We start from the raw sequence: 19,658 nt of genomic DNA, 5'->3' as shown, positions 1-19,658 counted from the left end.
CGTGTGTGGGGTCGGTGGACTGGTGCCAGCAGGAGTGGTCCTGCACGACGTCGACGGCGGCCCGGTGGGGGAAGGCGGTCACGCCCCGGCACCGGTCGGTGACAGCGCCGCCGAGAACGTCAATGAGCAGGCCGCCGGCCCCACCCACGGCGGTGAAGCGGTGCCGCCGCTCGAGAGCGCAAGGCCAGCGGGATGCGGCTTGTGCGGGTGAAGTTCACGCATTTGACCACGTCGTGGACGTCGGCCGGGTGGGCGATCGCCTGCGGACGGATGCCGTCGAACCGCTGGTTGACCAGCAGGCGGGCCTGCTTGTAGGCGGCCTGCTCCGGCCGCAGCAGCACTCCGCGCATTCCGGCCTCCAACGCCGAACAGGCTCGGCGGACGAGGTTCCGGACCGCGTACACGAGTGCGCATCAGGACCAGGGGTGCTCCTCGGCTCCCTGCCGTGGGGGTTCCCTTCGGACAGCTCTGGGACTTCCGGCTGCATCGCCGAGAGCGTCACCAGCCCTCAACACCCCACCGGCAGTCGCCACATAGCCAGGGTCTGACGTGCCCAGAAGCCGCCTGCCACCCCATCAGAACGAGCGCCAAGACATCGCCCGTAACGCCCACACCGCACACAATGCGCACGCACAAAACCCAAGCTCAGGAGCCCTTCGCGGCCGGTTCAAGGATCGCAACGCACTCCACATGATGAGTCATCGGAAACAAATCAAACGCCCGCAACATCCGCACCCGATACCCCCCCTCCCCGAAATACCCCAAATCCCGCGCCAAAGCCGCCGGATCGCAAGCCACATAAGCGATCCGCCGAGCCCCCAGCGACGCGAGATGCGCGACCGTACCCCGCCCGGCCCCAGCCCGCGGCGGATCCAGCACGATCAGGTCCACCTCGGTGATCCCCGTGCGCGGCAGCACCGCCTCGACCTTGCCCTGTTCGATCCGCACGCGGTCGAACTCGGCGAGGTTGTGCCGGGCGTCCTCCACCGCGCGCTTGCCGGACTCGATGCCGAGGACCGCGCCCTTGTCGCCGAGGCGGTCGGCGAGGGCGCCTGCGAAGAGGCCCACTCCGCAGTAGAGGTCGAGGGCCATCTCGCCCTTGCGGGGCAGCAGGCCCTGCATGACGGCGGTCACAAGGGTGTCCGCGGCCTTCGGGTGGACCTGCCAGAAGCCGCCGCTGCCGACGCGGTGCGTACGGCCGTCGGCGCGTTCGCGGACGAACGGGCGGCCGTGGACGCGGTGCGTGCCGCCGTCCTTCTCGCCGACCCGCATCACCGACACCGGGCGGTCGAGCTCCACGATCGGCAGGCGTGCCCCCGGCCGCGGCGTGAGGATCACCTGGCGGTCCTGCGAACCCGTCGCCGCGATGGCCTCGACCGACGCCATGCCCGTCCAGTCCCGCTTCTCGATGCCCAGCTCGCTGACACCCTCCGCGGCGATCATGCAGTGGTCGATCGGCTCGACCTCGTGCGAGCGGTGCCGGCGCAGTCCGGCGTGCCCGTCGGCGTCGACGGCGTACTGCACGCGCGTGCGCCACTGCGGCACCTGTCCGGCGGGCAGCTTGTCGCCCTCGGCCGGCATCACCGTGCCGTCCCAGCCGACGTCCTCCGGCGTCAGTCCCGCGAGCCGCTGCAACTGCTCGGCGATGACCTCGCCCTTCAGCCGACGCTGCGCCCCGGGCTTGGCGTGCTGCCAGTCGCAGCCGCCGCAGCGGCCGGGCCCGGCGAAGGGGCAGGGCGCCTCGATGCGGTCCTTGGAGGCGTCCAGGACCTCCACCGCGTCGGCGCGCAGGAAGCGGTCGCCCTCCTCGCCCTCGGTCACCCGGGCCACGACCCGCTCGCCGGGCAGCGCGTGCCGGACGAACAGCACCTGTCCGGCGTCGGTGCGGGCGATGCAGTGCCCGCCGTGGGCGACGGGGCCGATCTCGACCTCGTACTCCTCCCCCACCAGCGACTTCTTCGGTTCTGCCTGCATGGTGGGGTGACTCCAGATCGAGAGGGGATGCGGCCCTCTCCCCAAGGGCTGCGGAGGGCCTGACAACAGCCCACCAGTCTACGTGCTCGAACCCGTGCCCCGCCCCGGTCAGCGCCCCGGCCAGCGCCCCGGTCAGCGCTGGGCGTCCGGCTCCTTCGCCCGCTCCTGGGCCGGCCCCCGCCGCACCGATCCCGGCGCGTTCCAGTCCTGCCGCTTGCGGGCCCTGGCCTTGGCGACCTCGGACGACTGGAGCTGGTAGGGCACGGACGTCACCATGATGCCCGGGGTGAACAGCAGCCGGCCCTTCAGCCTGAGCGCGCTCTGGTTGTGCAGCAGATGCTCGTACCAGTGGCCGACCACGTACTCGGGGATGATCACCGACACCGCGTCGCGCGGGGACTCCTTGCGCAGCCCCTTCACGTACTCGATGATCGGCCGCGTGATCTCGCGGTAGGGCGAGTCGAGCACCTTCAGCGGTACGTCGATCCCGCGCCGCTCCCACTCCTCGCGCAGCGCCTTGGTCTCCGCCGGGTCGACGTTGACGCTGAGCGCCTCCAGCGTGTCCGAGCGCAGCAGCTTGGCGTAGGCCAGGGCGCGCAGGGCGGGGCGGTGGATCTTGGAGACCAGGACGACCGAGTGCACGCGGGACGGCCGTACGCTGTCGTCGCTCGGGCCCTCGGGGGCGGCGAGTTCCTCGGAGACGTGGTCGTAGTGGCGGCGGATCGCCGTCATCGTGCCGTAGAAGATCACCATGCCGAGCAGGGCCACCCAGGCGCCGTGCGTGAACTTGGTGACGAGTACGACGATCAGGACGAGGCCGGTGAAGAAGGCGCCGAAGGTGTTGATCGCGCGGGAGCGGATCATGTGGCGGCGCTTGGCCTGGTCCTTCTCGGTGGCCAGGAGGCGGTTCCAGTGGCGGACCATGCCGGTCTGGCTGAGCGTGAAGGACACGAACACGCCGACGATGTAGAGCTGGATCAGGCGGGTGGAGTCGGCGCCGTAGATCCAGACCAGGAGCATGGCGGCTCCGGCCAGCAGCACGATGCCGTTGGAGAAGGCGAGCCGGTCACCGCGGGTGTGCAGCTGGCGCGGCAGGTAGCGGTCCTGGGCGAGGATCGAGCCGAGCACCGGGAAGCCGTTGTAGGCGGTGTTGGCCGCGAGGAACAGCACCAGTGCGGTGGCCGCGGCGAGCACGATGAAGAAGAAGCTGCCCTTGCCGAAGACGGCCTCGGCGACCTGCGTGATCACCGGGTTCTGCACATAGCCGGAGCCGACCGCGGCGCCGTCCTTGATCAGGTCGACGGCCGGGTTCTCGGCCATGCGGACCTTGGTCACCAGCGCGAGCACGATGATGCCGCAGAACATGGTGACGGCGAGCAGGCCCATCGCCGCGAGCGTGGTCGCCGCGTTCTTCGACTTGGGCTTGCGGAAGGCCGGGACGCCGTTGGAGATCGCCTCGACACCCGTGAGCGCGGCACAGCCGGAGGAGAAGGCGCGCAGGAGGAGGAAGACGAGCGCGAAGCCCGCGAGCCCCTCGTGCTCCGGTTTGATCTCGTACGACGCCGTGGGCGCCCGCATGGTGTCGTCCAGGACCAGCCCCCGGAACGCACCCCACGCGATCATGATGAAGACGCCCGCGACGAAGACGTACGTCGGGATCGCGAAGAGGCTGCCGGACTCCCGGACGCCGCGCAGGTTCATCACCGTCAGCAGCAGGATCACCGCGGCCGCGCACTCGACCTTGTGCTCGACCACGAACGGGATCGCGGAGCCGAGGTTCTCGATGCCGGAGGAGATGGAGACGGCGACGGTCAGCACGTAGTCGACCAGGAGCGCGCTGGCCACCGTCAGGCCCGCCTTGGGGCCGAGGTTGGTGGTCGCCACCTCGTAGTCGCCGCCGCCGCTCGGGTAGGCGTGCACGTTCTGCCGGTAGGAGGCGACCACGGTGAACATCAGCACGACGACCGCGACCGCGATCCAGGGGCTGAAGTGGTACGCCGACACGCCCGCGATGGAGAGGACCAGCAGTACTTCTCCGGGCGCGTATGCCACGGAGGACAGCGGGTCGGAGGCAAAGACGGGCAGTGCGATGCGCTTCGGCAGGAGCGTTTCCGCCAGCCGGTCGCTGCGCAGCGCGCGCCCGATCAGAATCCGTTTGGGCACGTCGGTCAGTTTGGACACAACAGAGAATCGTAGGCCCCCCTCATGGGACGGAGCACATCCGGGTGAAATCGCGCGCGGCGCCGGGGTGAATTCCGTGCCCCGAACGCGCCGGGCACGGGCCCCCGCGGCGCCCCCGTGCCTCCATGACCTGCGTACCTGCGGATCCGCCCACCTGCGTCAGTACGCTCATCACATCCGGGAGACCTCATGTCGCAGACGGCCGCTCAGCTCGTCGGGGCCCTCGTCTCGCTCGCCGGACTCGGCCTCCTGGCACTCGCCAGCCTCCGCAGCTTCAACCGCCGCTGAGGGGGTCGTACGGGACAGCCGACGCGCCGGTCGGTGTGTCGGAGGCGGACGTTACGGTGGACCGAGGCACACGCGGGCCGGCCTGTACGGCAGTCCACGATCCGTACCGCGAGGGATCATCCCCGGCATTCCCCGGCATGATGTTGCCCAGCGGTCCGCGACCGGCCCGCGCCTGTTGCCCGGCGAACCGAGAGAAGGATATGAGCACCACGTTCACGCAAGTCAGACGCCTAACGAGGAGTGCGGGGTAAGACCGTGCACATCGTCATCATGGGTTGCGGAAGGGTGGGTTCCGCTCTTGCCCAGACCCTGGAGCAACAGGGGCACACGGTCGCCGTGATCGACCAGGACCCCACCGCGTTCCGCCGGCTGGGCCCCGGGTTCGGAGGCCGCCGGGTCACCGGCGTCGGCTTCGACCAGGACACCCTGCGCGAGGCGGGCATCGAGGAGGCCGGCGCCTTCGCCGCCGTCTCCAGCGGGGACAACTCGAACATCATCTCCGCGCGCGTGGCCCGCGAGATGTTCGGCGTGGAGAACGTCGCGGCACGGATCTACGACCCCCGCCGCGCCGAGGTCTACCAGCGTCTCGGCATCCCCACCGTGGCCACGGTCCGCTGGACGGCCGACCAGATGCTGCGCCGGCTGCTCCCCTCGGGCGCCGAGCCGTTGTGGCGGGATCCCACCGGCGGCGTCCAGCTCGCCGAGGTGCACACGTCCACGGCCTGGGTGGGCCACAAGATCAGCAGGCTCCAGGAGGAGACGGGCGTCCGCGTGGCGTTCCTGACCCGGCTCGGCGAGGCGATCCTGCCCACCTCGCAGACGGTGTTGCAGGAGGGCGACCTGGTGCACGTGATGATGCGTGCCGACGAGGTCGACAAGGTCGAGGCGGCGTTCGCCAAGGGTCCCGAAGAGGAGGGCGGTCACTGATGAGGGTCGCCATTGCCGGTGCCGGCGCGGTGGGTCGCTCCATCGCGGGCGAACTGCTGGAGAACGGCCACGAGGTCCTGCTCATCGACAAGGCGCCGACCGCCATCTCGGTCGAGCGCGTCCCGCAGGCGGAGTGGCTGCTGGCCGACGCCTGCGAGATCACGTCCCTGGACGAGGCGGCCCTTCAGCGCTGCAACGTGGTGATCGCCGCGACCGGCGACGACAAGGTCAACCTGGTCGTCTCGCTCCTGGCGAAGACGGAGTACGGCGTCCCGCGCGTCGTCGCCCGCGTGAACAACCCCAAGAACGAGTGGCTGTTCAACGAGTCCTGGGGCGTCGACGTGGCCGTCTCCACCCCGCGTCTGATGTCGGCCCTGGTCGAGGAGGCGGTGAGCGTCGGCGACCTGGTCCGTCTGCTCCGCTTCAGCCACGGCGACGCCAACCTCGTGGAGCTGACCCTGCCGGAGGAGTCGGCCCTGGCCGGCACCCAGGTCGGCGACGTCGAGTGGCCGCAGGACACGTCCCTGGTCACCATCATCCGCGGCACCCGCGTCCTCACCCCGTCCCGGGAGGACTCCCTGGAGGCCGGCGACGAACTCCTCTTCGTGGCCGCCCAGGCCCGCGAGGAGCAGCTGGAGGACCTGCTGTCGGTCCGCCGGGAGGACACGGCGAGCTAGCCGCTTCGCGCGATACGGCAGGAAGGGCGCCCCGAAATCTCGGGGCGCCCTTCCTACCAGCCGGTCCGGCGTTTGAGGACGAGGCCGTTCAGGCCGAAGCGGGGGTCTGGGGGCGGTAGCCCCCAGTGACGCTCAGACAAACGCCGACCACCTACTCGGCTGACCGAGCAGCAGCCTCCCGCGCCTTCTCCTCCGCCTCCATCTCGGCGAACACGTCAATCGGCGCGGGCGCCTTCGCCAGGAAGACCCAGGTCAGCCAGACGGCCAGCAGGAACGGCGGGATCTTCAGCGCGATCAGGACCCACCCGAACTGCGTGGTGTCCGCCCACCAGTACAGCGGGAAGAGGATCGCGCACTTGGCCAGCAGGATCGCGCCCCAGGCGTAACTGGCCTTCGCGTAGGCCTTCTTGCGGCCGGGATTGCGCGTGCGCCAGGAGAGGTTCTCCTTGAACACCGGCCCGAGGATCAGCCCGATCAGTGGCACGCCGCACAGGGTCGTGATGATGTACGCGAGGCCCAGCCCCAGAGTGTAGAGCATGCCGGGCAGGTAGAAGTCCTTGGCGTTGCCGGTCATCATCGCGAACACGACACCGAAGGCGACGCCGAAGACACCGCTGAACGCGTGCTTGACGGTGTCCCGCATCACCAGGCGGACGACCACGAGCACCAGGGACACCGCGAGCGCCGCGATGGCCGAGAGGTGCAGGTCCTTGTTGATCGTGTAGATGGTGACGAAGAGCAGACCCGGCAGCACCGTCTCGATCATGCCGCGCATGCCGCCGAAGGCCTCGAACAGGGCGGCCTCGGTCACCGCCCGGGCGTCGTGCTCGGGGTTCGCGGTGGTGTCGGTGGTGTCTTCAGTCGGCTTGTCGAGCGACGTCACCGGCTACTCCCGTCCGAGGGGTCTCAGTTCGTATTTCGGGTTGAACAGCACGCGGCGGCCCCGGCTCATGGAGATCCGGCCCGATGCGATGAGCCGGCGCCCCGGCTCTATCCCGACTATGGAGCGCCTTCCCAGCCACACCACGTCCAGCGCGGCGGAGCCGTCGAAGAGCTCGGCCTCCAGGGCCGGAACGCCCGCGCGTGGCCGCAGGGTGACCGTGCGCAAGGTACCAGTAACCGTCACTATCTGTCGGTCACGGCAGTCACCGATCCTGATACAGCCGGCGGTCTCGGCGTCCTCGCGCAGCTCCTCGGACTCCAGGTCCTCCTGCGACGAGGAGAGCCGGTCGAGCATGCGCCGGAACCGGCCCACCGACTTTTCGGAACGAGGAACAGCACTCATGTCCTGAAGCCTACCGGGCATCACTTCTCGAACCGATAGCCCATCCCAGGCTCGGTGACGAAGTGCCTGGGGTGCGACGGGTCGGCCTCCAGTTTCCTGCGCAGCTGGGCCATGTAGACCCGCAGATAGTTGGTCTCCGTCCCGTACGACGGCCCCCACACCTCCTGCAGCAGCTGACGCTGGCTGACGAGACGTCCCGTATTGCGGACGAGCACCTCCAGCAGATGCCATTCGGTGGGGGTCAGCCGTACGTCCTTCCCGCCCCGGTTGACCTTCTTGGCGGCCAGGTCGACGGTGAACTCCTCGGTCTCCACCATCACCTCGTCCTCGCCGGCCCCCGTGGGCTCGGCGCGGCGTACGGCGGCCCGCAGCCGGGCGAGCAGTTCGTCCATGCCGAAGGGCTTGGTGACGTAGTCGTCGGCGCCCGCGTCCAGCGCCTCGACCTTCTCGTCGGAGGAGTGCCGGGCGGACAGCACCAGGATCGGCACCCGGGTCCAGCCGCGCAGGCCCCGGATGACCTCAACGCCGTCCATGTCCGGCAGTCCGAGGTCGAGGACGACCACGTCGGGGTGGCGGGTGGCGGCGAGTTCGAGGGCGGTGGCCCCGTCGTGGGCCGCGTCGACCTCGTACTTGCGGGCCTTGAGGTTGATCACGAGGGCGCGCACGATCTGCGGCTCGTCGTCGATCACCAGAACCCTCGTGGGGGTCTGGGGGGTCCCCGCGGTCGGGCTCAGCATGTGGTCTGCCTTTCTGGTTCCACGGGGTGCTCCACTGGCACGCCCCCCTCTTCGACAAGCTCCGCGCGCGATCCCGCCGCCCGCAGAGTGAGCACCATGGTGAGGCCGCCGCCGGGCGTGTCCTCGGCGTTCAGCGTGCCGCCCATCGCCTCGGCGAACCCGCGGGCGACCGCGAGTCCGAGACCGACTCCCGCGCCGCGCGGGGCGTCGCCGTAGCGCTGGAACGGCGCGAAGATGCGTTCCTTGGCGTCGTCCGGGACGCCCGGCCCCCGGTCGACCACCCGGACCTCGACCCGGTCCGCGATGGCGCTGGCGGCCACCAGGACCCTGCGGTCGTCCGGGCTGTACTTGACGGCGTTCTCGACCAGGTTGGCCACCGACCGCTCCAGCAGCCCGGGGTCCACGGCGACCATGGGGAGCGTCTCCGGGATGTCCAGCTCGGCGCTTCCGTCCGGCACCCCGCCCAGCGCCATCGGCACCACCTCGTCGAGGTCGATTTCCCTGATCAGCGGCGTGACCGTACCGGTCTGGAGGCGGGACATGTCCAGCAGGTTCCCGACCAGGTGGTCCAGCCGGTCGGCACCCTCCTCGATGCCCGCCAGCAGCTCGGCCTCGTCCTCCTCCGACCACGCCACGTCGTCGGAGCGCAGGGAGGAGACCGCCGCCTTGATGCCCGCGAGGGGCGTGCGGAGGTCATGGCTGACGGCGGCCAGCAGCGCGGTGCGGATGCGGTTGCCCTCGGCCAGCTCCTTGGCCTGGTCGGCCTCCTCCTGGAGCCGGCGCCGGTCCAGGACCACGGCCGCCTGTGCGGCGAAGGCGGCGAGCACCCGGCGGTCCTCGGCGGGCAGTACGCGGCCGGTCAGCGCGAGCGCCATGTGGTCGCCGACCGGTACGTCGACGTCCGCGTCCTCCGGCCGCTGCGGCGCTGGTCCCTGGCCCACCTCGCCCGCCCGTGTCCACGGGTCGACGTCGCTGTCGCGCTCCAGCAGCGCCGCCGAGTCCATGCCGAAGGTCTCGCGGACCCGCTCCAGCAGCTCCTCCAGGCCGGTCTCGCCGCGCAGCACGTTGCCCGCGAGGAACGAGAGGATCTCCGACTCGGCGCGCAGCCGGGCCGCCTGGTGGGTGCGGCGGGCGGCGAGGTCGACCACGGAGGCGACCGCGAGCGCCACTAGCACGAAGATCACGAGGGCGAGCAGGTTCTTCGGGTCGGCGATGGAGATGCGGTGCAGGGGCGGGGTGAAGAACCAGTTGAGCAGCAGCGAGCCGACCGCCGCGGAGGCGAGGGCGGGGTAGAGCCCGCCGAGCAGGGCCGCGGCCACCGTCAGGGTCAGGAACAGCAGCATGTCGTTCGCGAGACCGAGGTCGGCGTCGATGTGGGTCAGCAGCAGGGTGAGCAGCACCGGGCCGCCCACGCCGGTGAACCAGCCCCACAGGATCCTGGACCGGCCGAGCCGGGCTCCCCGGGCCACGGGCAGGCCGCGTCCCTTGGCGGCCTCCTCGTGCGTGACGATGTGCACGTCGAGGTCGGGGCCGGAGTCCCGGGCGACGGTCACGCCCACGCCCGGTCCGAAGACGTACTGCCAGCTTCGGCGGCGCGAGGAGCCGAGGACGATCTGGGTGGCGTTCACACCGCGCGCGAAGTCGAGCAGGGCGGCCGGGATGTCGTCGCCGACGACATGGTGGAACGTTCCGCCGAGGTCCTCGACGAGGGTGCGCTGGACGGCGAGCTCCTTCGGCGAGGCGGAGGTCAGTCCGTCGCTGCGGGCGATGTAGACGGCCAGCACCTCACCGCCGGCACCCTTCTCCGCGAGCCGGGCGGCGCGACGGATGAGGGTCCTGCCCTCCGGGCCGCCGGTCAGCCCGACGACGATCCGCTCCCGCGAACCCCAGATCCTCGACACCCGGTGATCACTGCGGTACTGCTTCAGGTACTCGTCGACCCGGTCCGCCACCCACAGCAGCGCCAGCTCGCGCAGCGCGGTCAGGTTGCCGGGCCGGAAGTAGTTCGACAGGGCTGCGTCGACCTTGTCGGGCTGGTAGATGTTGCCGTGCGCCATGCGCCGCCGCAGCGCCTGGGGCGACATGTCGACGAGCTCTATCTGGTCGGCCCGGCGCACCACCTCGTCCGGCACGGTCTCCTGCTGCCGTACGCCGGTGATCGACTCGACGACGTCGCCGAGGGACTCCAGGTGCTGGATGTTGACGGTCGATATGACGTCGATCCCCGCCGCCAGCAGCTCCTCGACGTCCTGCCAGCGCTTGGCGTTGCGCGAGCCGGGGACGTTGGTGTGGGCGAGCTCGTCGACGAGGGCCACCTGGGGACGCCGGGCGAGCACGGCGTCCACGTCCATCTCGGTGAAGGTGCCGCCCCGGTACTCCAGCCGCCCGCGCCGGACCTGTTCGAGCCCGTGCAGCATCACCTCGGTACGTGGTCGCTCGTGGTGCTCCACGAAGGCGACCACGCAGTCGGTGCCCCGCTCGACACGCCGGTGCGCCTCGGACAGCATCGCGTACGTCTTGCCGACGCCCGGTGCCGCACCGAGGTAGATCCGAAGCTTGCCGCGTCCCATGTTCCTCATTGTGTTCGGCCACTGCTGCCTACGCAGCGTCGACCTTACGGCCAATAATCGCGACAAATGGGGCCGGGTACGGTGGTGGGAGCGTCTTTGACACAACTCTGACGCTCCCACCAGGACGTCATGGGCTCGACCGCGGGAGGGCTCAGCCGGGGTTGTCGCCGTGGGTGAGGGTCTCCCAGGCCACGAAGAGGTTGTTGCTGCCGGCCGGGCGGTTGCGCTCGTTCAGCGTCTCGGTGTTGGTCATGGCATGTCCGAGACGGTTGGCCAGGGCGTTGTGCCCGACCTCGGTGACCGGCCCGAGCCCGCGCTTCAGCGAGCCGCCGCACAGCCAGCCGGGTACGGCCGCACCGAGTTCGTACTTGGCCTGGAACCCGAGCGCGTGCCGCAGCCGCTCGCCGACGTCCGTGCCGTAGAGGTCCTGCCCCTGGATCCGGCTGGTCTCCGCGACGTGCGAGACGGCCGAGATGCCGTACCCGGTGTGCGTGAGGTCGCGACAGGTCTCCTGGGTGAGGCCGGTGACGAAGGTGCCCTGCCCCTGCCAGTAGTTGACGATCTTCTCGCGGGTGTTGAGATTCTGGCTGGGCACGGTCTTCGGCAGGTCGCCGTCGGAGGCCAGGTAGACGTAGGCGGCGGTACGGGTGCGGAACTTCGCCATGGCCTTGTCGTACGACGCCTTGTCCTCCAGGAAGACGGAGATGCCGACGGCGGCCTCCATCATCGACAGCTCCCAGTTCCCGTTGGAGTTCGACCCGTTGATGATCTCGGGCAGGTAGACGGTGCGGAGCATGGTGGCGAACCGTCCGGAGTTCGCCCAGTTCCCGCTGTACGTGTACTTGATGATCTCGGCGGCCTTGGGCCAGGAGGAGCCGGCCCAGCCCGTCTGGAGGGGCGCGTTGCTGTTGGTGTGGTCCCTGATCACCGCGGACCAGGCGTCCATCAGCTCGATGGCCTTCCGCGCGTGCCGCTCGTCGCGGGTGACGTACCAGGCCAGGGCGTGGGTGTAGGCGGCTATCGCGTCCTCGCGCTCGTCGGTGCAGCCGTGGTTGGGGTTCGAGTACGAGCCGCACTCGACGACCGCGCGGGGCTTGGGGGTGCGGTTCAGATCGGCGTACTTGCTCGCCGTCATCCGGTCGAAGGCGCCCTTCCAGGGCTGGGCGCCGGCGTTGACCTTGGAGCGGGTGAAGTCCAACTGCCCCTTGGAGACGCCAACTCCGGGGTGGACGAAGGCGGTGGGGGCGGCGTCGGCACCGGTGGGCCAGGCGAGGACACCGGCGACGAGGGCGGCCGCGGCCGCGAGAAGTGCGGTTCTGCGCATGCGTGGGGGGCCTTCCGTTCTCGTATGTGAACGCGAAGCGCCTTTATGAACAGACGCGTTGGCGGGAGACGGTAGGTACAGACCAATCCGCCGTCAAGGGTTCACGCACGAGAAAGGGCCGCACCCCGTACGGGATGCGGCCCTGCCGTTTCTACCTTGCCTAGCGAACCTCGGTGATCTCCGGTCCGCGCTGGAGCTGGCCCATACCGCCGGAGAAGCGCGAACCGGCTTCCTCCTGCTGGACGCCCTCGGGGACCATCTGGGCGTCGTTCGGCAGCTGCAGGACGATCGGGTCACGGGGGGCCATCGGGCCTTCGCCGCGGACCACGACCGTGTCCCGGAAGATCTGCTCCAGCAGACCGGCCGCCTGCGGCTGCACGGCGCCCTGACCCGAGATCACGCCGCGCAGGAACCAGCGGGGACCGTCCACACCGACGAACCGCACGACCTGGAAACCGCCCGTGCCGTCCGGCAGCTGAACCGGTACCTGGGCCCGCAGCTCCCAGCCCAGGGGGCCTTCGACCTCGTCGATGATGCCACCCTGCTGGGTGATGCCGGAGCCGATCTCCTCGCGCACCTCTCCCCAGATGCCCTCGCGCTTGGGTGCGGCGAAGGCCTGCAGCTGGATGGCGCTGTCGCGCAGCACGACGGTCGCCGCGACGATCGCGTCGCCCGCGACCTCCACGCGCAGTTCCATGCCGTCGACGCCCGGTACCAACAGGCCGCCCAGGTCGACCCGGCCCTCGCCGGGCTCACGGACCTCGGAGCTGTCCCAGGGCCCGTCGGGCCGCGGCTCCGGCTCCAGCCTCACGCGCTCGCGCTCACCGTCGTCGTCCGCCTCAGTGTCGACACTGTCGACGACCTGCTCGGGCTCGCCGGCCGCGTCCTCGGCGGCACCCTTCTTCTTGCGACGTCCGAACACGTCACTGTCCTTCCCGGTCGGATACGACCGAAGCGTATCGATTCCCACCCGTTGCGCCGCCATCGGCGGCCTCACCGCTTGTATCGCTTGTGCCGCCCACCGCGGCATGCCCGCCGGTGGACCCGAAGCCCCCTGCGGCCCGTGCCGAATCGGGAAGCTCCGCGACCTCCTGGAAGCGGACCCTCTCGACCTGCTGGACGACCAGTTGGGCAATCCGGTCGAAGCGCTCGAACCGCACGGTCTCATGCGGGTCGAGATTCACCACGATCACCTTGATCTCCCCACGGTACCCGGCATCAACCGTCCCCGGGGCATTCACGAGGGCGACACCTAGGCGGGCGGCCAGACCGGACCGGGGGTGCACGAACGCCGCGTACCCGTCGGGAAGGGCCACAGACACCCCGGTGGGCAGAACGGCCCGCTCCCCCGGCTTCAGTTCGCATCCCTCGGTGGTGCGCAGATCGGCTCCCGCGTCACCGGGGTGCGCGTACGCCGGCAGCGGTACGTCCGGGTCGACGCGCCGGATCAGCACGTTCAGGGGGTCACGGCTCACGGGTTCACCTCGAAGGCACGGGCACGCCGGGCCTGGTCCGGGTCGTTCATGGCGGCCCGGATCTCCTCCGGGCGGCCGTTGTCGATGAAGTGGTCGACCTTCACCTCGATGAAGAGGGCGTCGGCGCGGACGGCGACGGGCCCGTCGGGGCCGCCGATCCGTCCGGTGGCGGTGGAGTAGATCTTGCGGCCCGCCACCGCCGTCACCTCGGCCTCCAGACACAGGACCGTGCCCACCGGAACCGGTCGCACGAAGTCGGTCTCCAGCCGCCCGGTCACGGCGATCGTGCGCAGGAGCCAGTTCAGCGAGCCGAGGGTCTCGTCGAGGGCGGTCGCGAGCACCCCGCCGTGTGCCAGACCGGGTGCGCCCTGGGCGGGCCGCACGGTGAACTCGGCCGTGATGCTGACGCCGTCCCCGGCCCGCGCCTCCAGGTGCAGTCCGTGGGCCTGCTCGCCGCCGCAGCCGAAACACTCGCCGTAGTGCGCGCCGAGGAGCTCACCGGGTGCGGGAGCATCGGGGTGACGGGCCGGTTTCACGGCGTCGGCCGGAGGCTGGAGAGCCGCTGAAGTACCACTCACAGCCGCAGACCTTACCCGCCCGCCCGTCTCCCACCGCCGCCCTGCCTGACGGCGCTTCGCACCGGCCCCCTGACTCCGGTCCCCGTCGGACACCGTGCCAAGCTTGGCTCCATGCAGCTCTCCGCCGCCCCGTACGAAGAACGACTCACCGCCCCCCGCTCCTGGTGGCTGATCTCGTTCCTGGTCGGGGTCTCCCTGGCCCTGATCCTTCTGCCGTTCGGCACGCTGCCCCTGCTCGGCGGCCTGGTCGGCGGCACCGCGGCGGCGGCCGTCGTGGCCAGCTCGTACGGCTCGCTGCGCATCCGTGTGGTGGGCGGTTCACTGATCGCCGGCGAGGCGAAGATCCCGGTGCGGGCCCTGGGCGAGGCGCATGTCATGGACGCCGAGGAGGCCCGCGCCTGGCGCACCCACAAGGCCGACACCCGCGCCTTCCTCCTCCTGCGCGCCTACATCCCCACGGCCCTGCGCGTCGAGGTCACCGATCCGGAGGACCCGACCCCGTACCTCTACCTGTCCACCCGTGAGCCGGAGCGGCTGGCGGAGGCGATCGAGGCGGCGAAGGCCTCGGCCTAGCACACCAGAGCGGTCCTTCACCGTTCCGGATCGCCGAGCGTCCCGCGCCCGAGGTCCCGCACGATCTCGCCCATCTCCAGCGGCCGCTCCGGGCGTTCCAGGGGCGGCAGTTGGGGCAGTTCGTCCCAGGGCACCCGGACCTTGCGCAGGTCCGCACGCACGCGTGCCGCGAGTTTCTTGGTGTCCCGGCGGTTCATGACCGCGCCCACGGCGGCCCCCACCATGAAGGGCATCAGGTTCGGCAGGTTGCGGACGGTGCGCTTCATGATCTGCTGACGCAGCTCGCGCTTCATCTGCCCACCGAGAGCGGCGTTTATCGTCGCCGGCTTCATCGGGTCGATGCCGCGCTCCTCGGACCACGAGGTCAGATACGCGGTGCTGCGCTGCTTGAGGTTTCCGGGCGGGCGTACGCCGTACACCTCGTGCAGTTCGGCGATCAGCTTCAGCTCGATCGCCGCGACGCCGGTGATCTCGGCGGCCAGCTCCGTCGGCATCGCGGGTGGCACGGGCAGCATCGCCGCCGCACCGACTCCCGCACCGACCGTCGAGCTCGCGTTCGCCGCGCCCGCCACGAGCTTGTCGGCGAGTTGCTCGGGCCCGAGGCCGGGGAACTGCCGGCGAAGGGTCGCGAGGTCGCGTACGGGGATCCGCGGGGCGTTCTCGATGATCCGGTCCGCCAGGTACCCGAGGCCCGCTCTGGCGCGGCTGCCGCCCTTACGGACGCCTTCCCGGGCCTTCTCCCGGATCACCGCGGCCCTCCGCCTGGCGACGGGCGCGGGAACCGCCGCGGGCGCCGGGAGGTCTGCCCCGGACATCGGTTCGAGCGAGGCTCCCGTACCGGATGAGCCCCGCTCGTCGTCACGCGCGCCGTACGGGCCGCCGTCGGACGGCCCTTCGTCCGCTCCCGACCGCCGGGAGCGGCGCTTCCAAGGAGGGGTCGAGCCAGTCATGCCCGACCCGACCTCAGTCGCAGTCGCGGCAGATCGGCTGACCGTTCTTCTCCCTGGCCAGCTGGCTGCGGTGGTGCACCAGGAAGCAGCTCATGCAAGTGAACTCGTCCTGCTGCTTGGGCAGCACCCGGACGGCCAACTCCTCATTGGAGAGGTCCGCGCCGGGCAGCTCCAGGCCTTCGGCGGCCTCGAACTCGTCGACGTCCACGGCGGACGTCGACTTGTCGTTCCGCCTGGCCTTCAGCTCTTCAAGGCTGTCCGAGTCGACGTCGTCGTCGGTCTTGCGTGGGGTGTCGTAATCCGTTGCCATGTCGCTCTCCCCCTCTGGGTGTCTGCGGTGTCTCCAGCGCACGTAACGCGTGAGAGGCCGGACTTGTGCCCGACCCGAGGCGGAGATTTTGCCTCACATCAAGGTCTGTTACTCAATCGACACCCAACCGGACTCCTCAAGAGTGATCGGCTTGGATGGCGAACGGGACCGTACACGGTCCTAATGCCGCAGTTCAAAGGCGTCTCACCGTGTACTTCCCGTGATCAGGACCCTCGAAAACCCGGATTTTCCCGGCTTTCCGACAGGTCCCATGATCACGGAGAGTAGATGGCCGGAAAACCGCCCTTGTGATCGATCACACACGAGGGTGTTCGCCGAGTGCCCAGAAAATTCCGCGCAAAGCGAACATCCCCGAGTACCTGTCGAGTGTCGGCGCACATGATCTCAGATCGGAAGCGCGAACCGCATCACGAGACCGCCGCCCTCCCGTGGTTGTGCCGAGATGTGCCCGCCGTGCGCCCGCGCCACCGACCGCACGATGGACAGTCCCAGGCCCACGCCCTTGTCACTGCCCGTCCGCTCCGTGCGCAACCGTCGGAACGGCTCAAACAAGTTGTCGATCTCATACGCCGGCACCACCGGCCCGGTGTTGGCGACGACCAGGACCGCCTGCCCGTGCTGGACGTCGGTGGTGACCTCGACCCAGCCGCCCTCCGGGATGTTGTACCGGACGGCGTTCTGCACCAGGTTCAGCGCGATCCGCTCCAGCAGCACGCCGTTGCCCTGGACGACCGCGGGCTTCTGCTCGCCGCGGATCAGCACACCCTTGGCCTGCGCCTCCGCGTGCACCTGGTCGACGGCCTGCTCGGCCACCTCCGCGAGGTCCACCGGTTTGCGCTCGACGATCTGGTTGTCGCTGCGGGCGAGCAGCAGCAGTCCCTCCACGAGCTGCTCGCTGCGCTCGTTGGTGGCCAGCAGCGTCTTGCCGAGCTGCTGGAGCTCCACCGGCGCGCCCGGGTCCGACAGATGCACCTCGAGGAGCGTGCGGTTGATAGCGAGCGGGGTGCGCAGCTCGTGCGAGGCGTTGCCCACGAAACGCTGCTGCGCCGTGAAGGCCCGCTGCAATCGCTCCAACATCTCGTCGAACGTGTCGGCGAGCTCCTTCAGCTCGTCGTCCGGGCCGTCCAGTTCGATACGCCGGGACAGATCCGAGCCCGCCACCGCACGCGCGGTCCGGGTGATCCGGCCCAGCGGCGACAGCACCCGGCCGGCCATGGCGTACCCGAAGGCGAAGGCGATGATGGCGAGGCCGAGGAGGGCCAGGAGCGAGCGGCTGAGGAGGTCGTCCAGCGCGTGCCGGCGCTGCTCGTTGACACAGGCGTTCATCGCGTCGTTGAACACCTCGGGGGTGGCACTGGACGGCAGGTCGCAGACATTGCTGGTGACCTTGCCCTCCGCGATCTTGAAGGGCAGGTCGCTGCCCACGTTCAGCGCCTGGGCGGCCAGCAAATAGATGATCGACAGCAGCAGGATCCCGGCGATCAGGAACATGCCGCCGTACAGCAGCGTGAGCCGTATCCGGATGGTGGGGCGCAGCCACGGGAAGACGGGCTCGGCCTTCCGGGGATCCCAGGTGGGTTTCGGGGGCGCCTGGGGAGGCGCGGGTGCAGCAGCCATGAGGCATCAGATCCGGTAGCCGGAACCGGGCACGGTGACGATCACCGGCGGCTCTCCCAGTTTGCGGCGCAACGTCATGACGGTCACCCGCACCACGTTCGTGAACGGGTCGGTGTTCTCGTCCCAGGCCTTCTCCAGCAGCTGCTCCGCGGAGACGACCGCGCCCTCGCTGCGCATCAGCACCTCCAGGACGGCGAACTCCTTCGGCGCCAGCTGCACCTCCTTGCCGTCGCGGAAGACCTCGCGGCGGTTGGGGTCGAGCTTGATGCCGGCGCGCTCCAGAACGGGCGGCAGCGGCACGCTCGTACGGCGACCGAGGGCACGCACGCGTGCCGTCAGCTCGCTGAAGGCGAAGGGCTTGGGGAGATAGTCGTCGGCGCCGATCTCCAGCCCTTCGACCCGGTCGCTGACGTCGCCGGAGGCCGTGAGCATCAGCACGCGCGTGGGCATGCCCAGCTCGACGATCTTGCGGCACACGTCGTCGCCGTGCACCAGCGGGAGGTCACGGTCGAGGACGACCACGTCGTAGTCGTTGACGCCGATGCGCTCCAGGGCGGCCGCACCGTCGTACACGACGTCGACGGCCATGGCCTCCCGGCGCAGTCCGGTGGCCACCGCATCGGCGAGCAGTTGCTCGTCCTCGACGACGAGTACGCGCACGTCGCTTGTCCTTCCTGTGTCCACCCGCGTAGCGCTGGTCCTCGCTCGCGGGCAGGGGTTTGTCGGGTGTCTCGGCCTCCATCCTGCCCTTTTCGGTCATAAGTCGGCGGTAAGACGGGTGAGCGGCCCATGAGGGACAGGTATGAGGCCCGGGAATGCGAGATTTTCTCTTCCGGTTGAGGTTTCCGCGGAAGAGAGCGGGGGGAGGACGGCATGTACACCCCGCGATCACGCTCTGCTTGTGCCGCAACACCAAGCGGCACAAGGCGATCCGCTTTCCGCAGAGCGGGTGTGGGTGTCCGGCACCGTCGCCGCCCGGCCTGGGCAGCGCTGGGCATCCACTGGAGACGTGATCGTCCCTTCCGAACGGCACACCCCCGTGCCATCGACCCACGACCCAGGACGAGGGGGCGCAGCATGGACGCATTCACCGCAGGACTTCTGCAGCGCATAAGGGCGACCGAGACCGACCTGACGCGGGCTCGTGACGAGGGCGACGACTTCCTCGTCGAGGTGGAGCAGGGCGAGCTCGACGACCTGCGCCGCCTCGCCGCCGAACACGGTGTGGAAGTCAGCGCGTCTGGCGTCTGACCAGCTCGCGGACCAACAGCAGGCCCCCGGCGAATCCAGCGCCGGGGGCCTGCTGCCGCGAGAGGGCGCTAGGGGCACGCGTCAGTCGTGCCAGGCCCCGAACTCCTCCAACAGCCGCTGCAGCGGCTCGAAAACCCCCGGCGTTGCCGCCACCGCCAGAGCGCGCGAGGGCCGCTCCCCGGGCCGCCCGCCCGTCAGCGCACCGGCCTCCCGCGCGATCAGGTCCCCGGCGGCCACGTCCCAGGCGTTGAGCCCTCGCTCGTAGTAGCCGTCCAGGCGGCCCGCCGCCAGGTCGCAGAGGTCGATCGCGGCCGAGCCGCCGCGTCGGATGTCGCGTAGGAGGGGGATCAGCCGCTGGGCGACGTCGGCCTGGTGGGTGCGGACCTCGGTGACGTAGTTGAAGCCGGTCGAGACCAGGGCCTGCTCCAGGGGGGCCGTGGGGCGGCAGCTGAGCCTGCGCTCGCCCTCCCACGCTCCCCTGGCCCAGGCGCCGCCGCCGCGCACCGCGTGGTACGTCTCGCCGCGCATCGGGGCGGCCACGACGCCGACGACCGTCTCGCCGTCCTGCTCGGCGGCGATGGAGACGGACCAGGTGGGCAGTCCATAGAGGTAGTTGACCGTGCCGTCCAGGGGGTCGATGACCCAGCGGACGCCGCTCGTGCCCTCGGTGGCGGCGCCCTCCTCGCCGAGGAAGCCGTCGTCCGGGCGGTGCTCGGAGATCAGGGTCGTGATCAGCTTCTCCGCCGCGATGTCCATCTCGGTGACCACGTCGATCGGGCTCGACTTGGTCGCCGCGACGGCGAGGTCGGCCGGACGGCCGTCGCGCAGCAGCTCGCCCGCGCGCAGGGCAGCCTGCTGGGCCAGTTCGAGCAGCCGCGAGTGCAGGGGGTCGGGTACGTCGCTCACGTCGGTCACGGGGC

General features: G+C 70.1%; 20 protein-coding genes. 4 read left to right on the top strand and 16 right to left on the bottom strand.

The annotated features are described in order from the left end of the window. Nucleotides 1-119 precede the first annotated feature (119 nt). The 3 genes from AQJ67_RS16340 to AQJ67_RS16330 form a co-directional block, all read right to left on the bottom strand. Entirely contained in the window at nucleotides 120-350 is a 231-nt protein-coding gene (locus AQJ67_RS16340; protein ID WP_062719497.1) for a hypothetical protein, read from the bottom strand. Between the two features lie 295 nt (nucleotides 351-645). Further along, nucleotides 646-1,974 carry a class I SAM-dependent RNA methyltransferase gene (locus AQJ67_RS16335; RefSeq protein ID WP_062719496.1) on the bottom strand — a complete coding sequence of 443 codons (1,329 nt, stop codon included), beginning with the start codon at nucleotides 1,972-1,974 and terminating at the stop codon, nucleotides 646-648. 132 nt (nucleotides 1,975-2,106) lie between these two features. Beyond that, nucleotides 2,107-4,155 carry an APC family permease gene (locus AQJ67_RS16330; protein WP_062719495.1) on the bottom strand — a complete coding sequence of 683 codons (2,049 nt, stop codon included), beginning with the start codon at nucleotides 4,153-4,155 and terminating at the stop codon, nucleotides 2,107-2,109. A gap of 543 nt (nucleotides 4,156-4,698) precedes the next feature. Between AQJ67_RS16330 and AQJ67_RS16325 the strand changes: the two genes are divergently transcribed. Both AQJ67_RS16325 and AQJ67_RS16320 read left to right on the top strand, forming a co-directional pair. Then, nucleotides 4,699-5,370 (top strand): potassium channel family protein, encoded by a 672-nt coding sequence (locus AQJ67_RS16325; RefSeq protein WP_062719494.1) that lies wholly within the window; start codon nucleotides 4,699-4,701, stop codon nucleotides 5,368-5,370. Then, nucleotides 5,370-6,047, top strand: coding sequence for a potassium channel family protein (locus AQJ67_RS16320; RefSeq protein ID WP_062719493.1), 678 nt, complete (start codon nucleotides 5,370-5,372; stop codon nucleotides 6,045-6,047). The genes AQJ67_RS16325 and AQJ67_RS16320 overlap by 1 nt, the downstream gene beginning before the upstream one ends. A gap of 151 nt (nucleotides 6,048-6,198) precedes the next feature. On the opposite strand, the gene AQJ67_RS16315 is transcribed toward AQJ67_RS16320, so the two are convergent. From AQJ67_RS16315 to AQJ67_RS16280, 8 genes are all read right to left on the bottom strand, one after another. Beyond that, nucleotides 6,199-6,930, bottom strand: coding sequence for a DUF3159 domain-containing protein (locus AQJ67_RS16315; RefSeq protein WP_062719492.1), 732 nt, complete (start codon nucleotides 6,928-6,930; stop codon nucleotides 6,199-6,201). Between the two features lie 3 nt (nucleotides 6,931-6,933). Then, a complete protein-coding gene (locus AQJ67_RS16310; RefSeq protein ID WP_062720048.1) occupies nucleotides 6,934-7,332 on the bottom strand; it encodes an OB-fold nucleic acid binding domain-containing protein in 399 nt (132 codons plus the stop codon). A gap of 20 nt (nucleotides 7,333-7,352) precedes the next feature. Next, nucleotides 7,353-8,069: a response regulator gene (locus AQJ67_RS16305; protein WP_062719491.1), complete on the bottom strand. Its 717-nt coding sequence runs from the start codon at nucleotides 8,067-8,069 to the stop codon at nucleotides 7,353-7,355. Beyond that, a complete protein-coding gene (locus AQJ67_RS16300) occupies nucleotides 8,063-10,639 on the bottom strand; it encodes a sensor histidine kinase (protein ID WP_062719490.1) in 2,577 nt (858 codons plus the stop codon). Before AQJ67_RS16300 ends, AQJ67_RS16305 begins: the two co-directional genes overlap by 7 nt. Nucleotides 10,640-10,790: 151 nt before the next feature. Next, nucleotides 10,791-11,963 carry an alginate lyase family protein gene (locus AQJ67_RS16295; protein ID WP_062719489.1) on the bottom strand — a complete coding sequence of 391 codons (1,173 nt, stop codon included), beginning with the start codon at nucleotides 11,961-11,963 and terminating at the stop codon, nucleotides 10,791-10,793. A 160-nt stretch (nucleotides 11,964-12,123) separates the two neighbouring features. Then, nucleotides 12,124-12,885 (bottom strand): DUF3710 domain-containing protein, encoded by a 762-nt coding sequence (locus AQJ67_RS16290; protein ID WP_062719488.1) that lies wholly within the window; start codon nucleotides 12,883-12,885, stop codon nucleotides 12,124-12,126. A 1-nt stretch (nucleotide 12,886) separates the two neighbouring features. Further along, nucleotides 12,887-13,438, bottom strand: coding sequence for a dUTP diphosphatase (gene dut, locus AQJ67_RS16285; RefSeq protein ID WP_062719487.1), 552 nt, complete (start codon nucleotides 13,436-13,438; stop codon nucleotides 12,887-12,889). Continuing rightward, nucleotides 13,435-14,016 carry a PaaI family thioesterase gene (locus AQJ67_RS16280; protein ID WP_062719486.1) on the bottom strand — a complete coding sequence of 194 codons (582 nt, stop codon included), beginning with the start codon at nucleotides 14,014-14,016 and terminating at the stop codon, nucleotides 13,435-13,437. Before AQJ67_RS16280 ends, dut begins: the two co-directional genes overlap by 4 nt. Before the next feature lie 111 nt (nucleotides 14,017-14,127). Here AQJ67_RS16280 and AQJ67_RS16275 point away from each other — a divergent pair, with 111 nt between their 5' ends. Further along, complete coding sequence (locus AQJ67_RS16275; protein WP_062719485.1) at nucleotides 14,128-14,589, top strand: DUF3093 domain-containing protein; 462 nt, start codon at nucleotides 14,128-14,130, stop codon at nucleotides 14,587-14,589. A 17-nt stretch (nucleotides 14,590-14,606) separates the two neighbouring features. On the opposite strand, the gene AQJ67_RS16270 is transcribed toward AQJ67_RS16275, so the two are convergent. The 4 genes from AQJ67_RS16270 to AQJ67_RS16255 form a co-directional block, all read right to left on the bottom strand. Then, a complete protein-coding gene (locus tag AQJ67_RS16270; RefSeq protein ID WP_079055987.1) occupies nucleotides 14,607-15,539 on the bottom strand; it encodes a hypothetical protein in 933 nt (310 codons plus the stop codon). A 13-nt stretch (nucleotides 15,540-15,552) separates the two neighbouring features. After that, entirely contained in the window at nucleotides 15,553-15,849 is a 297-nt protein-coding gene (locus AQJ67_RS16265) for a DUF4193 domain-containing protein (protein WP_005481602.1), read from the bottom strand. A 405-nt stretch (nucleotides 15,850-16,254) separates the two neighbouring features. Continuing rightward, nucleotides 16,255-17,487 carry a sensor histidine kinase gene (locus AQJ67_RS16260; protein ID WP_062719483.1) on the bottom strand — a complete coding sequence of 411 codons (1,233 nt, stop codon included), beginning with the start codon at nucleotides 17,485-17,487 and terminating at the stop codon, nucleotides 16,255-16,257. A 6-nt stretch (nucleotides 17,488-17,493) separates the two neighbouring features. Continuing rightward, nucleotides 17,494-18,147 carry a response regulator transcription factor gene (locus AQJ67_RS16255; protein WP_007385219.1) on the bottom strand — a complete coding sequence of 218 codons (654 nt, stop codon included), beginning with the start codon at nucleotides 18,145-18,147 and terminating at the stop codon, nucleotides 17,494-17,496. Between the two features lie 417 nt (nucleotides 18,148-18,564). On the opposite strand from AQJ67_RS16255, the gene AQJ67_RS48245 reads away from it, so the two are divergent. Next, nucleotides 18,565-18,738: a hypothetical protein gene (locus AQJ67_RS48245; RefSeq protein WP_167366206.1), complete on the top strand. Its 174-nt coding sequence runs from the start codon at nucleotides 18,565-18,567 to the stop codon at nucleotides 18,736-18,738. Between the two features lie 81 nt (nucleotides 18,739-18,819). On the opposite strand, the gene AQJ67_RS16250 is transcribed toward AQJ67_RS48245, so the two are convergent. Further along, complete coding sequence (locus AQJ67_RS16250) at nucleotides 18,820-19,653, bottom strand: inositol monophosphatase family protein (protein WP_208614980.1); 834 nt, start codon at nucleotides 19,651-19,653, stop codon at nucleotides 18,820-18,822. Between the last annotated feature and the right edge of the window lie 5 nt (nucleotides 19,654-19,658).

Source organism: Streptomyces caeruleatus, assembly GCF_001514235.1.
Taxonomy (GTDB): domain Bacteria; phylum Actinomycetota; class Actinomycetes; order Streptomycetales; family Streptomycetaceae; genus Streptomyces; species Streptomyces caeruleatus.
This window is presented reverse-complemented; position numbering and strand designations above follow the sequence as displayed.

Coding starts and splice junctions, on each gene's coding strand:
- AQJ67_RS16310 (WP_062720048.1), bottom strand. CDS start 7,332: ATGAGTGCTGTTCCTCGTTCCGAAAAGTCGGTGGGCCGGTTCCGGCGC.
- AQJ67_RS16305 (WP_062719491.1), bottom strand. CDS start 8,069: ATGCTGAGCCCGACCGCGGGGACCCCCCAGACCCCCACGAGGGTTCTG.
- AQJ67_RS16335 (WP_062719496.1), bottom strand. CDS start 1,974: ATGCAGGCAGAACCGAAGAAGTCGCTGGTGGGGGAGGAGTACGAGGTC.
- AQJ67_RS16260 (WP_062719483.1), bottom strand. CDS start 17,487: ATGGCTGCTGCACCCGCGCCTCCCCAGGCGCCCCCGAAACCCACCTGG.
- AQJ67_RS16265 (WP_005481602.1), bottom strand. CDS start 15,849: ATGGCAACGGATTACGACACCCCACGCAAGACCGACGACGACGTCGAC.
- AQJ67_RS16295 (WP_062719489.1), bottom strand. CDS start 11,963: ATGCGCAGAACCGCACTTCTCGCGGCCGCGGCCGCCCTCGTCGCCGGT.
- AQJ67_RS16340 (WP_062719497.1), bottom strand. CDS start 350: ATGCGCGGAGTGCTGCTGCGGCCGGAGCAGGCCGCCTACAAGCAGGCC.
- AQJ67_RS16275 (WP_062719485.1), top strand. CDS start 14,128: ATGCAGCTCTCCGCCGCCCCGTACGAAGAACGACTCACCGCCCCCCGC.
- AQJ67_RS48245 (WP_167366206.1), top strand. CDS start 18,565: ATGGACGCATTCACCGCAGGACTTCTGCAGCGCATAAGGGCGACCGAG.
- AQJ67_RS16320 (WP_062719493.1), top strand. CDS start 5,370: ATGAGGGTCGCCATTGCCGGTGCCGGCGCGGTGGGTCGCTCCATCGCG.
- AQJ67_RS16270 (WP_079055987.1), bottom strand. CDS start 15,539: ATGACTGGCTCGACCCCTCCTTGGAAGCGCCGCTCCCGGCGGTCGGGA.
- AQJ67_RS16300 (WP_062719490.1), bottom strand. CDS start 10,639: ATGGGACGCGGCAAGCTTCGGATCTACCTCGGTGCGGCACCGGGCGTC.